The sequence below is a fragment of the Streptomyces sp. TLI_185 genome, from assembly GCF_003814765.1.
Taxonomy (GTDB): Bacteria; Actinomycetota; Actinomycetes; order Streptomycetales; family Streptomycetaceae; genus Streptomyces.
This window is the reverse complement of the sequence record NZ_RKRB01000001.1, coordinates 1-13,701: the sequence shown is the minus strand read 5'-3', so window position 1 is coordinate 13,701 and position 13,701 is coordinate 1. Positions and strand designations below refer to the sequence as shown.

The following is a 13,701-nucleotide window of genomic DNA, read 5'->3' as shown; positions in this document are numbered from 1 at the left end:
GGCCCGGGCCGGACCTGTCAGGTCCGGCCCGGGCAGCAGGTCAGGACGCGTCCTCGGCGCTCACGCCGTCCGGGTCGTCCGGGGTGTCCTCGTCGCCCTGGCCTTCGGTGTCTGCCGTGTCCGGCTCGCCCTCCTGGTAGGACTCGTCGTCGACGATGGCCTGTTCGACGCTGGAGAGCGGGTAGCCGATCTCGGCGAGGAACGACAGCCACGTGCGGGCGTCCCCGCGCATCTCCCGCAGCTCGTAGACGGCGGAACGGGCGGTGGGGTCGGTGCGCCAGATCCGCACCTCGCCCATCCGCTTCTCGAACGTCGCCGCCAGCACCGCGAAGTTCAGCAGGGTGAGCTTGGCCGGGGTGGCCGACTTCGCGCGCTCGGCCGGGTTGTCGTAGCCGGTCAGCTCCTTGACCAGGTCCCGGCGGCCCGTATCGCCCACCCACTGAGCCACCGGCTTGGGGCAGGAAAGCAGCTGCTCGGTGACGAACGCCGCGAGCGGCTTCGGCGCGGTCTTGCGGCCGATCAGGTCCTTCAACCACGCCTGCCGGGCCTTCTCGGCGGCGCGGTAGGCCTTGTTGCCCGCCTTGACGTACTCGCGTGACGGCTCCGACGGCTTGGCCGCACCCGTCGCCTGCGGCTGCTCCTTGGCCTGGTCGCCATCCGTCTCGGGGGCGTCCTCCTGGGGCGGGTAGTGGCCGAAGCGCTCCGGGTCGGTGCAGAAGTACTCGACGTCGCCGGGCTCGCGGGGGTTCTCGGCCCAGGTCGCCACGTGGCCGGGGCACTGGGCGTGCGCCTCGGCGCTCATGGGCTCGCCGTCCGGGCCGTCCAGCTCGCTGAGCGCTTCGGCACTGTGCGGAAGCGTGTCGGCGTCCTCGGCCAGCCGCACCCCGGCGGCCTGCAGCTGCGGGCGGACCTGCTCACGGGCGCGCTGCTCGGCGCGGTCGTCGCGCTCCCACTGCACCTGGAACTCGAAGCGGCCCTTGGCGTAGGCCTCCAGCAGCCGGTCTACGGCAGCGGAGTCGTCGTCGAACTCGCCCAGCACACCGAGGACTTCGAGGTCGAGGTCGTACGTACCGGCGTCGGCGAGTGCCGTACGGGTCCGCTCGCCGACCGACTTGGCGGTCCTCACCGCCTGGGACACGTCCCTGCGGGAGCGGCCGGTGAGCTCGGCGACCCTGGCCTGCTTCATGCCCGCGCCGACCGCACCGAACAGGGCGTCGGCCTGCTCCAGCTCGGTCAGGCCCCGGCGGTAGTCGTCGTCGTTCTCGATGAGCTGGTCGATGAAGTCCTCGCCCGCCTCGCGCAGGGAGGGGTCGAGCACGTACGCGGGGACCTCGATCGTGTCCTGCTCCGCCTCGGTCTCCTTGGTGGCCCGGGCGGCGAAGTAGCGCCGGTGGCCCATCTTCAGCTCGTAGGTGTCCTCGCCGAGCGGGAGGACCACGACGGGGACCTTGACGCCGTTGGCGGCGACGGACTTGAGGAACTTCTCGTCCAGGTTGAGGTCCTGGCGGACGTTGTTCTCGTTGACGCGGATCTGGCTGAGCTGCAGGGTGACCCGCTGCATCGGTGTGGTGGTTGCGGTGTCGCTCACGGATTGCTCCTCGTGCGATCAGTTGGTGTCGAGCAAGTTGCCGCTTACTCTGGAAATCAATTATACGCCCCTTTGGGATGGGGCAACACCTTTTTTCCTGGGGAGAGTCGGGCAATCATGCTGGTCAAGGGCGTCGCGCCCTCTGGACGCGCCGCAGGGAGGCGAAGAACGGCGCATGGCGCGTGAAGTGGTCCTCCCGGAGGCCGGAGGTGCCCTCCCGGGCCCCGGACGGAGCGTCGAGCACCTCGGTGAGCTTCACGAGCGGGACGCCGTAGGAGTCGCACACGCCCTCATAGCTGCCGATGCCGGGAAGGTGCGCCACATAGTGGCCGGGGTGCTCGAATACGGGGTCCTGCCACAGCTCGAACGCCGTGCCGGGGGCGTTCGTGAGCAGGTGCACAGCAAGGTCATGTGCCGAGCCGACCGGGACTTGCTCGGTCCGGTAGCGCATACCGGGCACGATGCCGCTGCTGGAGCCGTCGTACGGCTCAAGGCAGTTGTCGTCGATGCCGAGCTGAACGGCGGTGCGGTCCTTGGCAGGCATCGCGTAGACGTACAACTGGAGCGCGGAACGGTCGGACATGGGGGTCTCCTTCAGGTGGGCGCGGAATGCGCCGGGGCGGTCAGATCTCTGTCACGGTCACGGGGGGGGGGCCAGGCCCATGGTTGCCGCTCATCCGGGAACGGTGGCCGCGTGATCGGCCAGGGCCGAGGGGGCGGCGCGGTGGCCGCCCCCTGGGCGGTGAGGTCAGCCCTCGTCGGGCTCCATGACGGTGATCACAGGCTCGCCGTGGTCGCCTGGCCCGATCGCGCAGACGAGCTGGACCGGTTGGGCCTGTCGGGCGCGGCCGTCGCGTGGCACCCGCCGCAGGTCAACGGTGACCTGCCCGTCGCCCCCGCCGCTGCGCCGGATCGCCGCGCGGCACATGGTCAACACGTCCCACAGGCGGCCGCGCTCGTCCTGCGGCGTCTGCCGCTCGCTGTCGCCCTCGTTCCACGCCACGCAGCCCTCCCATGCGGCGCTGGTGAGGGCGACCGGGACACGGAAGCCGGCCTCCCGGGCCAACTCGGCGTCGGCGGCGACCAGGACGCCGTCTGCCAGGGCCTGGGCGCGGGTGTAGGCGTGGATGATGTCGCCCGGGTCGGTCAGGGGGACCGACCGCATGGCGTCGCTGCTGACGGTGTCGTCGTGGGTGACGGCGGCGTCGTGCAGCACCGAGTCGATGCGGGACAGCACGCTGTCGTGGCTGACCCGCCGTTCGCGCGGCGAGCCGGGGCGGTGCCGGGCTGGCTGCTGCTCCTCCGGGGAGCTGGGGCCGTGGGCGGCCGGTGCGGGGCCGGTGGGCGACGGGGCGGTGTCCTCCGCGGCCGCCATCGCCGCGTGCACCGCGAGTACCGTCCCCAGGGCCGTAACCCGCCGGGCGTCTCCGGCGGCCTGGGCCTCGGCCCGCTCCTGCTCGAACTGGTCTCGGATCTGCGCGTGGCTGTAGCCCTGGGCGAGCTTCACGCGGACGGTCTTGCCCACGAGCTCGACCGCCAGGGCAGACAGATGACCGGGCAGGCGGTCACCGTCCGGCACACCGGATGCCCGCGCGTGCCGGGCGAGCGTCCGCGCCGCGCTGCGGTCCTGCGCACTGGCCGGTCCGGCGGCCTGGTGCGCGCGGCGGGTGCCGGGCACGGCGGTGGGGGCCCCGGGAACCTCGGCGGCCGGCTCGTCCTCTGCCGTGGTGGCGGGCTCCTCGGCGGTCAGGACATAGAACCGGTTGGAGTGAACGTGAACCGTCCACTTCTGCCCAGCGGTGTCCTCGGTGAGCCGGGCGCGCTGCGTGCTCTCCCACGCCTCGAAGGCGCGCGCCGGGTCGATCGGCAGCATGTTGCCGCTGTCGGAGTCGTAGGCGTGGCAGGTGCGGGCGGCCGTGCGGATCTCCGCCACGCGCTTGGTCCAGTTCCGGCGGATCGTGGTCATGGTGCGTCCTCCTGCTATGAGTTGGTGCCGGATGAGTTGCCGCTCAATCCGGTTAGGGGGCGGGCGCCGTGGTCGGCGCCCGGCGGGATGGTCAGGCCCGGGCGGCCGAGTCGGCGGTGCGCAGGGCCTCGCGGGTGGCGTCCAGCAGCGGCACGGAGATACCGCCCGCCTCTAGGTCGGTGGCCGTCATGCGGCCTGCCGACAGGTCGCAGAGCAGGTTGCTCAGGCAGACCGACAGGGCGCCGAGTTCGTAGCGCAGGCCGTGCGGGGTGACGGTGCGCGCGCCCACCAGGAACCCGTGCCGGTCGTAGGGGGCGGCGTTCACCAGGTCGCGCACGGTCGGGTAGTCGTCGGAGGTGCACCCCCTAAAGCGGGTGGCACGCAGGAAGGCCACCATGGCGCGGTCCATGCGGAAGACGCCCGGCTTGGTGTGGTCGTCCTCGGCGGCGGCTTCGACCAGCCGTCCCAGGGGCTTGGTGGCGGTCCATCCGGAGTTCGCCCGGGTGGTGTCCTTGCCGTGCACCTGGGCGTTGCGGACGTGCGCGTACCTGCGGTAGACGGCGGTGCCGCCGGGGCGGCGCTCCTCGTGTCCGGCCACCTTCTCGACCAGCCAGACCGGCTCCGAGCCGGGCCGGTAGGCGGTGAAGTCCTCCCGGTCGAAGACCAGCATTCCGGCGGTGATGTCGTGTCCGTAGGCGCCCATGTGCGGTTCCCTGTCTGCTCGGTGTGGGTCGGTCGGCGGTCGGTGAGTTGCCGCTCACCAGCAAAATCAATAATACACCCTCAATCGGGCTGATCAATCCCCTTTTTCAGAACAGGGTGTCCCCGCCACCGTCGCCGAACCCGGCCGACTGCGCGGCTCCGGGTGTGACCCTGGTGGCCTCGGCCTTCGGCCTGGATGGGCGGCTGGCCAAGGCTTCCTGCTCCGCGCGCGCGGCCTGCTCGGCCTGGGCCTCCAACTCGTCCTCGTCGCGGTTGTGCACCACGATTTCGACGGCCGGTGAGGCGTCGCGCCACTGGTCGCGGAAAAGGTCCGTGGGGATGCCGGGGTTGGGGCGCAGCTTGATCCCGGTCTCGCGGTGGAAGCGCTCGTACGCGGGCGAGTCCTGATCCACGAAACCGGTCTCGATGCGGAACGGGGCGGATTCCCTCGGGATGATGAACGCCCCTCGGCGGGCCAGGGTTTCGGCGACCGCGATCACGTGGAACTCGAACAGCGGTCCTCGGTACCCGGGGGCGTTGGAGCTGCGCTTGATCCGCCCGAACGGCGGGTTGCTGATCGCGCAGTCGAACGGACCGAGGTTCATGCCCGGGACGTCGAGCACATCCGCGCAGATCCACGTGGCCTCCGGCAGGATGCGGCGCCCTACCTTCACGTACTCCGGGTTTCTCTCCACACACACGATCTCGCGCGGCGGCAGACGCTCCCAGCGCCGGTTCCAGTAGTCGCGGGCGTGCCAGGCCAGGCGGCCGATGCCCGCACACAGGTCGATGATGCGGTCACCCGGGATCACGTGGTGGAGTTCGCCGGCGAGCTCGACCGGGGTGAAGAACGCGCCGTCCAGGGTGCGGCCCATGTTCGCGGACTCGTGGAAGTGGTCGAGAACGAATTCCCGCTCCTCGTCCGTCAACTCGCGGCCGCTGTCGACCAGTTCGCACGCCCGGTTGTGCTGCTTGGTCTGCTCCTTGCTGAGCTTTCCGGTCATGGCATGCCGCCTTTCGGGATGGGGTGGTACGCCGGTCCGGGGCAGTGCCCGGACCGGACGGGGCTGGGGTGCGGGTGGGCGTTACCTGGTGCGCAGGTCGGCGACCAGGGCGGTGGAGTTGTCCGGGTAGGGCCCGGCGTGGCCGATCGCCATTGCGGCGACAGCCCGCGCGGCTGCCTTGGTGGATCCGGTGAGGTGGCTTTCGAGGCTGCGGTTGGAGTCCTCCAGGGGCTCGTACGCGCCGTCGCTGACGAGAAGGAGGCGGCAGTTCTCCATGCCACGGCTGACGGACTCGATCGCGGGATGCCCGTACTTGGCCTTCCGCTCCTCGTCGGTCTCCGGCGAACCGAGGCAGGAGGTGACGCGATTGCGGCTGCCTCCGAAGACGCGCCGAAGGTTGTGGTCGTCGGTGAGGCGGTGGAGGGTGCCGCGCGGGGTGAGGACGTAGGCGCGGGCGTCGCCGCACCAGGCGACGGTGAGCGGCTTGCCGGGGGCGGTGACGGCCACGACGGCGCAGGCGGAGGGCAGTTCGTAGCGGGTGAACTCGTCGTGCCGCTCCGGCTCGGCGGCGTAGTCCTCGTAGACGGCCCGCAGGCCGGCCTCGGCGTCGGAGCGGTGGGCGGCGGCGCGGGCGAGTCGGCGCGCGGCGGTGCGGGTCCAGTCGCGGACCTCGTCGCTGGAACCGATGCCGTCGCACAGGACGTAGGCGCGGGCGCCGTTGTGGGTGTAGGTGGCGGTGGCGTCGCACTGGTGGGAGCGGGCGCCGATGAGCTGGTACGTGGCGTGGGTGCGCATGAGGACTCCAAAAGGCGGGCCCGGGCGCCGTGCGACGCCCGGCCGGGGGGGGGCCGGTCAGTCGGTGGGGGCGAGCTCGGGAAGCGCGGTGGTGACAGTCAGGTCGGTGGCGCGCAGGTCGGCGGCGACCGCGTCCATGAACGCGGCGTCGGCCTGCTGGTGACGGCTGCCGGGGGCGTACCAGTACTGGTTCTTGCGGTGCCACTTGAAGCCGTGGCGCTTGAGGACGTCGGCGGCCCCGTCGCCCAGACGCGTACCGGTGACCGTCGTCCCGTCCTCGTCCGTGTGCTGGAGCGTGAGTTCCTGCGCGCCCTCGTCGCCCTCCTTGCGGGCGTTCACCGGGCGGGCGGCACGTGCGGCGGACTGTTCCTTGGCGGCGGCCCAGCGCTGGGGCAGGACAACGTCACTGGCGATCTGCCACATCTGCTGCGGGGCCCAGTTCTCCTGGATGACGTGGCCGTCGATGACGCAGGCGTCGAGCATGCCGCTGGTGGGGGGCTCGGTGGCGTCGTGGGCCTCGGACCACAGGACGGCGGCGGCTTTCAGAGCGTCATCCGAGACGTCCCGGTGTGTGTTGATTCCGTTGACCAGCGGCCTGCCGGTGACCTTCCGGCCCTTGACGGTGACGGTGACCGTGTTGTCGGTGGACTCGTAGCGGTCCTCCATGCCGTTGAACTGCGCGCCCTGCATGGGGCGGGTGAGCTCTTCGACTTCGGCCGGGCTGGGGCCGTCGGTCCAGCGGACGGAGATCCACGCGGAGGCGGTACCGGTGTCCTTGCGCACGCTGAACTTCACGCCGGGGAACGCATCCTTCAGGCGGTTCCTGAGTTCGGCGGCCACGTGCTTGGTGTCGATGTAGTCCATGCCCTGTCCTTCTGCTGCGAGTTGGGTTGGTGGCGGGCGAGTTGCCGCTCGCCCGCGAAATCAATAATACGCTATTACGGGGAGGGGTTCAACGCTTCGTCCGCGTCAGTCGGCGCTGAAGACACCCGGCCATGGGTAGGCGGCGTGGTGACTGTTAGGTCGGCGGCGACGGCGGCAATGAACCCGGTGTCGGGGAGGGCTCCGGGGCGATGTCGCGCGGGTCGGCGGGGATCGCCTCACCCGCCAGGGCGGCCCGCATCTGCTCGGCAGACATGCGCCCGCTCACCTCGTTGTAGGGGAGCGTGTACGTGCTGCCCTTGTGCCGGGTCTCCGCCGTTGCCGCGCGGGTGACCACGCGACAGCCGCCGACGGCGCCGACGGCGCCGCCATCAAACGCGGCGTGAATGTGCGGCACGGTCGCCGTCTTGGCGTTGACCCGGGTCACCTCGTACCAGGACCCCCGCCACCGCACGAAATCACCCTTGATGAAGTCGGCCCGACCCCACACCTTGAAGCCGCGCCGCTCCGCCTCCTTGATGGTCTCCGCCCAGTACGTCAGCTCTTCGTCGTACTCGGCCAGACGGCGCGTCAGCTCCTGGTGGCGCTCCTCGGACGGCTTGCGTCGCCACACATCAACCGTGCGGCCCTTGTCGTCGACGCCGTCACGCTCGCGCAGCACGCCGCGCCGCTCCGCCTCCAGCTTCTCGATACGGCGCAGCGTGCGCCCGGGGTTCTTCCGGTAGCACTCGTAGGCGTTCGCCGCCGCCGCACGGGATGCCCAGTAACCGGACCGCTCGCCCTCGGCGATGCTCTTGCGCATCGCGTTGTGCATGCGTTCCTGGTCCCTGCGGGCGCGCCCTTCCGAATGGTGGCCCACCAGGATCGGCTGACCCATCCAGAACCGGTCGCCGATCCGGTCCGAGGCATCCCGCGCCGACTGCGACGCCGCCGCCGCACGTCCGGACCGGTCCGCGAACCGCTCCGCCCGCTCCTCGGCCGCCTCCACGCGGGCGGCCTCCCGCTCCGCAAACGACATGGTTTCTTCGATCACCACAGCGCACGACAGGCCGAGTGCGCGCACCGCGTCCGCAGCCCGGTTGATCTTCCACCGGTCGGCGCCCTTGTAGCGGCTGCCGCGGATGAAGATCCCCGGGGTACGCCGGTAGGTCCAGCCCAGCGGGCGCAACGCGTCCCACACCCCGTCACCCCTGGAGGAACCCTCAACGGTGGTGCCGTCCTCGTGGGTGTGGCGGATGACGATGTCGGCCGCCCCTGCCTCCTCCTCCGTTTCCACGATGTCCCCGGGCAGGGTGAGCGCGCGCAGTGCCGCCGGAGTGTGCCCCATGACCCGTGCGGCGCACTCGGCGCAGCGCGGAGCACAGCCGGGCACGTCCCACAGCAGCACCCCGAACCCGCCACACGTGCTTGCCGCCGCGCAGTCCCCGCGCCCGGCAGGCTTCGCCCAGTCGATCGGCATAACCGCCACAGCCGCCGCGACGGGGGCCGGTGTGTCGACGCCCGGCATCGTGCCGCCCTCTGCCTCCCACGCGTCCGCCCCGGACGGGTCGGACACCACGTCAGCCGCCCGCGCGGACACCTCGTCACAGGTTGCCGGCGGGGGGAGCTCTCCGCCATGATCCCGCGCGAGCGCTCCGCCCTCGCCCTCCCACCCGTGCATGCTGCTGGGGTCGCTCACACCCTCGGGGGCAGGCGCCGAGCTGCTCAGCGCGACCCGTGCGAGCGTGCCCGGCTCCGCCGCATGCTGCACTGTCGCCAACATCGACGGATCTTGGTGCTTGCCCGACCGGCCCACCCGGACCGGCGCCGACCACAACGGGGTGCGCTTGCCCGTCACCCGCCGACCGGTAACCCACACCGCCGAACGGTCCTCACGGAACACCCCGCCGTCCCACACCGCGAGCAACTCATAGGCGAGCGGCTCACCGTCCTTGACCGCGACACCAGCGACGCGCACCGTCACCATGCCCCCGTCGGTGCTGCGCTGCATGGCCACCGTCCACCCGTTGGCCATGGCCGTTTCCGCAAACGACACGGCAGCCATGGGCAGCCACACCCCGGGGGCCGCCTCAGTCTCCGCCACGACGTCCCCCACCGTGGCCCACGTGGCGAGCGTCTTGCTATCCAGGGGCGAGCCCTCCGCCGGAACCTTCGGAGCCTTCCACGGCTTGACGTCCAGCCCCTTGACCGAGGCGGACGCCTGGCCCTTCTCGACACCGGCCGTACGTCCGTGCGTCTTCTTCGACGGGAGGTCACGGCCGATCAGCGCGCGGCCTTCATCCCGCGCGGCCACGGCATCGGCCAACAGGTCGACGAATGCCCGACGCTGCTCGTTCGCTTCCCCGTGCCTCACGTCCGGGTTCACGTCGACGTCTGCGGGAAGCTCGAACATCACCGCCGTACCGCCGTTGGCGGACACCCAAGCCCCACGGCCGGCCGGAACATCCCCGGACACGGCACGCGCCAGGAACGCACGCGCTGACTTCGACCGGCGCGCCGGTTCCGCCGCCTCTGCCTCCAGGCCGGACAGCTCACGCTCACACCGCCGGACCGCATCCCGCGCATTCATCCGCCGCTTATCCGCCGCCCACGACGCCTCACGGGCACGCTCCGACCACCGGCCGGATGTTTCGTAATGCACCACCACTCGCTCACCCAGCACACCAGCCGACCGGCGTACTTCCTGGTGAAGGTCGTACGCATCCCGCCGCCACGCGGCGCACGTCTCCGCGTGCTCCTCCGCCGCCGTCAGCCGCTCCCGCGCCACGGTCAACTCACGGCGCGCACGCTCCGTCAGCCACACCCGCGACACTCGCACCGTGCCCTCATACGGGCCACGGAACGCCACCGGGAACACCCCACCCCCGTTGCCGTGGCAGATCACCGGCAGCACCTCAACCGCGCCCCCGTCGGTCTCCCACCCGTCCACCCGGCCGGGGTCCGACACGACGTCGGGCAACACCGCCGGACGCTCCACGACGACCGGCACACCCTCGGCCGGACCGGCGTCCGCCGCCACCTCGGGCGCCTCCCCCGAGTTCTCTTTTGACGCTTCCGCCTCCGCGCGCTGGTCAGCCTCGGGGGCAGCGTCACCGGCTGGAACCTCGGCCTCCTCTGCCGGTCGCTCCCATCCCGGGCGGGTGATGCGCAGCAGGAACGCCGACGCCTGGGGCCGCACCCGCCCAGCAACCGCGCGCGGTTCCGGCGCACGCTCCGCGCACTCCTTGGCCGACGGCACGTCAAGCCCGAACCAACGCACGACGGCGAGAGAGTCACGCGCTGACCAACGGGCCGCATCGACGTCGCCCCGCCCGTACGCGGACTCTGCATCCTCTGCGCACTCTTCGACCTCACGGACCGCACCCCGGGCGCTGTCGTACTGCTCGTCCGCCAACCCGTCCCAATCGATGCGCTGAGCGAACGCACGGACCGTGTCCAGGGCAGCACGCGCCATGCCGACCGACACGGCCGTCTGCGCGTTCTCCTCCGCCCGCTCCGCCGCCCTCTCCGCATGGATGCCGTACACGCGCGCCGTCTCGGCCGTCGCGCGCAGCACCACCGCCGGACGCTCCGCGATCACGTACGCGATAGCGGCCCCCGTGACCTCACCCCACGTACCGCGCACGTCCCCCGTCGGAAGGGTCACGGTGTGTCCGCCGCCCGACTCGAAATGGAAGCGGAACGGGAACCGCTCACCGCACACGGACAGATCCGACAGCAGGTCGGACCGCCGAAACTCCCCCTCGTAACGGTCGTCCAGCGACCGCGCTTCCAGCGCTTCCGGCCACTCCTCCGCTGACCTACGCGCACGCTCGACGTCCGCCGCGGACGGCGCCTTACGGGCACGCTTCCGGGGAGCCGAAGCCTCCGCCGCGGTCTCGGCCGGAGCGTCCGCCGTCACGGGCTGCGCGGTCGGCTGTGTGCGGGCGGTGGGCGTCTCGGCGGTCACCAGGTCCGCGACGGCGCGCCATGCGATGCCCTCGGCGGCCTGCTGGCCGTCGCGGGTCAGGGTGGCGCCGTCCCACCGGTAGCCCCGGGCGGTGAGCCGCCACACGCACCGCAGGACGCTTTCCCCGGCCTCCTGGCGGGCGGTGAGCATCAGGGCGCAGTGTCCGGGCTGCGTCTCGACGGCGGCCGTCCATCCGGCCGTTTCCGCGCGGGCGGTGAGCTGGGCCAGGTTGCGGGGCAGAACGGCGGTCGGGGCGGTGGGTGCCAGCACTTCGGCAGGGGCCGGGGCCGGCTCCTGGGCTCGGGTGCGCGAACTGCTGGCGGGGCTCGTGGTCGCGGTCATGTCGGGTCACTCCTGGTCGGGTTGGTGCCGGGTGAGTTGCCGCTCACACCGGGAGGCAGGGCAGGGGGAGGCAGGGGCGTTCCCGCCGGGGCCGGTCGGGCGACCGGCCCCGGCGGGGTGGTGCTCAGTTGCGGCGGTTCGGGGGCCGGTTGTCCCTCGGCGTGGTGTGGCTGGCGCTCTCGCCGTGCGTCGGGGCCTGGTCCGGGCGGGGCACCCGCTCGGCCTGCCGGTACTCAAGGCCCGGTTCCGGGGCCACCGGCGCACCGGTCGCGGTGTCGACGGTGTACGCCTCCCGGATCTCCTGTGCGGTGAGCGGCCGAAGCCAGAAGTTCCGGACCCTCCAGCCGCGTACGAACTCCGACCCGTCCGGGCCGAAGGTACGCACGACCAGTCCACCGGTGGAGCATCCGACCATGCCTGCCGCGATCACGACGGCTACGCGAAGGGCGGCGGCCTCGTCGACGACCAGGAGGTCACCGATCACGGTGAGCTGCTGGCCTTCGGCGAGTTCACCGTGCGGCGTGCTGGAGCTGGCCACCATGTGGTGTGTCCCGTCGCCGAGAACGTCACCCACGAGGGACAGATACGCATCTGTCGCGCGGTCGATCATTGCGTGTGCCGTGTCGGCGGCGGTGCGCATCGCGTCGTCCGTCACGGCTTCGCTGGCGGGTGCGGGAGTCCACCGCATCTCGTCCATGCCGAGATCCTCGCCCGGGTCGACGTTCTGACCTTCAAGGGTCTGCCGTACGTGGTCTTGGTACTCGCTCATCGTTGCCCTGCCTTGGGTTGTCGAGTTGGCGGCGGGTGAGTTGCCGCTCATCCGCAGAATCAATAATACACTCCAGCGGGGGGTGATCGTCAACCCTCAATCACCCCCCGGACGTGGGCAGTTATGACGATTCGACCGGCGTCACGGTCGTACGGAAGAACGGGTTTCGAGTGAGGCTGAATCCGACCCGCTTGGTCTCGCCGGTGCTCTCGCGCTGGCCGTAGACCTCGACGGCGGTCAACTCGCCTTCGTCGTAGGTCACTTGCAACACCATGCCTTCCCAGACCTCTGGCCACGGGGCGGGCAGGTTCGCGGTCCTCGGGCGGGCGTGTGCGGCCAGACCTCGGGTGGGGTTGCGCTCGATGCGTACCCGCTGCCCCCGGCTGATAGGTCCTGTGGCGGTCATGCTGTCCCCTCTCTGGCTGCTGCGGCTCCGGGAGGGTGGGGCGACCGGCAGCGCCCCACCCTGGGCGACTCACTGTGTCCGGCCCGCCCGCTGTTCCTCGGCGGCCGTGGACAGTTCGTGGACCCCGTGGCGGGCGTGGTCGGCCCGTACGCGCTCGGCGACCTCGTCGGCGGACGGGAGGCCGAACCCCCCGTCAAGGGCCAGCACTTCGTACGCCTCACGCCACCCGCGCACCTGGCACTCGACGGCGGCGCGGGACGCGCACGCGATCGTCAGACCTCCGACCGTCACGGACAGTGCGCCGATCCCGTCCGGGCTGACTGCCGCACTCCGGGCCCGAATCCTGGCGCGGCGGGGCGCGTCGTCCAGGATCACAAACGAATTGATGGTGAGTTCGGGCTCACGCAATTCGCCTGCGTCTACCTGCTCGGGGAAAATCCGGTCAAGCATTGCGGCGGCCTCGCACCAGCCTTCCCACCAAACGCGCGCGCCGATAGGGTGCCGGAATTCGATGATGGCTGTAGGGACCTTGAGAAGGGGAATGAGTGTCAGACCAATATGCGCGTTGGTCTCGTGCTCTCCAGCAAGGTGGATCGTGAGTCGGCTTACCGCGTCAACGGTTTCCGTATCCAAGGGAGCTCCTCGTGTTGGTGATTGAGCCTGAGTCAGTTTGCCGCCTGACTTCAAAATCAATAATACACGCTACGCCCTAGGAAGCACCCGAAACACCAAACCTTGCGACATCTCTTGCGACTTCTCTTGCGGCTACTCCTGCACCTTCTCTTGCGACTTCTCTTGCGCGAGCCTTTCGGGGAGAGTCCACTTATTCGCAGGTCAACCAAGGATCTCGCGCATGGTCGGGGGTCTGACATCCCCTCTGCTGCCACTTGTCCCGCGCCGGTTGAAGGATGAGTGAGGAATGGGTGCGGGGGCGGGTGGGGGCGGCGGCTTCGGGGATCGGGGGCGGCCTGGTGTCTGCTGCGCGTCGGCTGCGCCGCCGCGCTGGCCCGGTGGTGGGGCACCGGACTTGGGGATGGGGTGGAGTTGGCCGCTACGGGGGCGACACGCGCCATTCGATTGGGGCAGCAAGAAGGGAAGGAACGGATGCCTCGGACCCACGTTCACTCAAAAGAATGGAAGCGTGGCCGGTGCCGGTGGTGGGTTTCGCCGTCCGGCCCTGGGGGCCGTTCGGCTCCGGTACCTCCGTTCGCTGTATTCCGGCGCTCTGAATTCCGATGTTCTGTGGTCGGGGTATCCGACTCCCCCTGCTGGTTGTTTTCTCCGGGGCAGGGTGGTGC

At 70.8% G+C, this 13,701-nt stretch carries 11 protein-coding genes; all 11 read right to left on the bottom strand.

What is annotated here, in order from left to right; translation table 11 throughout:
* Positions 1-40 precede the first annotated feature (40 nt).
* Positions 41-1,588: a ParB/RepB/Spo0J family partition protein gene (locus EDD92_RS00055; RefSeq protein WP_123962282.1), complete on the bottom strand. Its 1,548-nt coding sequence runs from the start codon at positions 1,586-1,588 to the stop codon at positions 41-43.
* A 124-nt stretch (positions 1,589-1,712) separates the two neighbouring features.
* Complete coding sequence (locus EDD92_RS00050; protein ID WP_123962281.1) at positions 1,713-2,171, bottom strand: hypothetical protein; 459 nt, start codon at positions 2,169-2,171, stop codon at positions 1,713-1,715.
* Between the two features lie 165 nt (positions 2,172-2,336).
* Positions 2,337-3,554 carry a DUF6573 family protein gene (locus EDD92_RS50405; protein ID WP_221268050.1) on the bottom strand — a complete coding sequence of 406 codons (1,218 nt, stop codon included), beginning with the start codon at positions 3,552-3,554 and terminating at the stop codon, positions 2,337-2,339.
* Positions 3,555-3,645: 91 nt separating this feature from the next.
* The gene (locus EDD92_RS00040; protein WP_123962280.1) at positions 3,646-4,257 is read right to left on the bottom strand and encodes a hypothetical protein; all 612 of its coding nucleotides are present in this window, start codon (positions 4,255-4,257) and stop codon (positions 3,646-3,648) included.
* A 106-nt stretch (positions 4,258-4,363) separates the two neighbouring features.
* Positions 4,364-5,260: a methyltransferase gene (locus EDD92_RS00035; protein ID WP_185123873.1), complete on the bottom strand. Its 897-nt coding sequence runs from the start codon at positions 5,258-5,260 to the stop codon at positions 4,364-4,366.
* Between the two features lie 81 nt (positions 5,261-5,341).
* Positions 5,342-6,055: a protein phosphatase 2C domain-containing protein gene (locus tag EDD92_RS00030; protein ID WP_123962279.1), complete on the bottom strand. Its 714-nt coding sequence runs from the start codon at positions 6,053-6,055 to the stop codon at positions 5,342-5,344.
* Between the two features lie 57 nt (positions 6,056-6,112).
* Positions 6,113-6,919 (bottom strand): LPD29 domain-containing protein, encoded by an 807-nt coding sequence (locus EDD92_RS00025; protein WP_123962278.1) that lies wholly within the window; start codon positions 6,917-6,919, stop codon positions 6,113-6,115.
* Positions 6,920-7,073: 154 nt separating this feature from the next.
* Positions 7,074-11,228, bottom strand: coding sequence for a DUF3560 domain-containing protein (locus EDD92_RS00020; protein WP_123962277.1), 4,155 nt, complete (start codon positions 11,226-11,228; stop codon positions 7,074-7,076).
* A 124-nt stretch (positions 11,229-11,352) separates the two neighbouring features.
* Positions 11,353-11,997: a hypothetical protein gene (locus EDD92_RS00015; RefSeq protein ID WP_123962276.1), complete on the bottom strand. Its 645-nt coding sequence runs from the start codon at positions 11,995-11,997 to the stop codon at positions 11,353-11,355.
* Between the two features lie 121 nt (positions 11,998-12,118).
* Positions 12,119-12,403, bottom strand: coding sequence for a hypothetical protein (locus EDD92_RS00010; protein WP_123962275.1), 285 nt, complete (start codon positions 12,401-12,403; stop codon positions 12,119-12,121).
* 69 nt (positions 12,404-12,472) lie between these two features.
* Positions 12,473-13,036, bottom strand: a complete 564-nt coding sequence (locus tag EDD92_RS00005) for a hypothetical protein (protein ID WP_123962274.1) — start codon at positions 13,034-13,036, stop codon at positions 12,473-12,475.
* Positions 13,037-13,701: the final 665 nt, after the last annotated feature.

What these genes read in the sequence shown, in the direction of transcription:
- EDD92_RS00015 (WP_123962276.1), bottom strand. Translation starts at nt 11,997, where the DNA reads ATGAGCGAGTACCAAGACCACGTACGGCAGACCCTTGAAGGTCAGAAC.
- EDD92_RS00035 (WP_185123873.1), bottom strand. Translation starts at nt 5,260, where the DNA reads ATGACCGGAAAGCTCAGCAAGGAGCAGACCAAGCAGCACAACCGGGCG.
- EDD92_RS00010 (WP_123962275.1), bottom strand. Translation starts at nt 12,403, where the DNA reads ATGACCGCCACAGGACCTATCAGCCGGGGGCAGCGGGTACGCATCGAG.
- EDD92_RS00025 (WP_123962278.1), bottom strand. Translation starts at nt 6,919, where the DNA reads ATGGACTACATCGACACCAAGCACGTGGCCGCCGAACTCAGGAACCGC.
- EDD92_RS00050 (WP_123962281.1), bottom strand. Translation starts at nt 2,171, where the DNA reads ATGTCCGACCGTTCCGCGCTCCAGTTGTACGTCTACGCGATGCCTGCC.
- EDD92_RS50405 (WP_221268050.1), bottom strand. Translation starts at nt 3,554, where the DNA reads ATGACCACGATCCGCCGGAACTGGACCAAGCGCGTGGCGGAGATCCGC.
- EDD92_RS00040 (WP_123962280.1), bottom strand. Translation starts at nt 4,257, where the DNA reads ATGGGCGCCTACGGACACGACATCACCGCCGGAATGCTGGTCTTCGAC.
- EDD92_RS00020 (WP_123962277.1), bottom strand. Translation starts at nt 11,228, where the DNA reads ATGACCGCGACCACGAGCCCCGCCAGCAGTTCGCGCACCCGAGCCCAG.
- EDD92_RS00030 (WP_123962279.1), bottom strand. Translation starts at nt 6,055, where the DNA reads ATGCGCACCCACGCCACGTACCAGCTCATCGGCGCCCGCTCCCACCAG.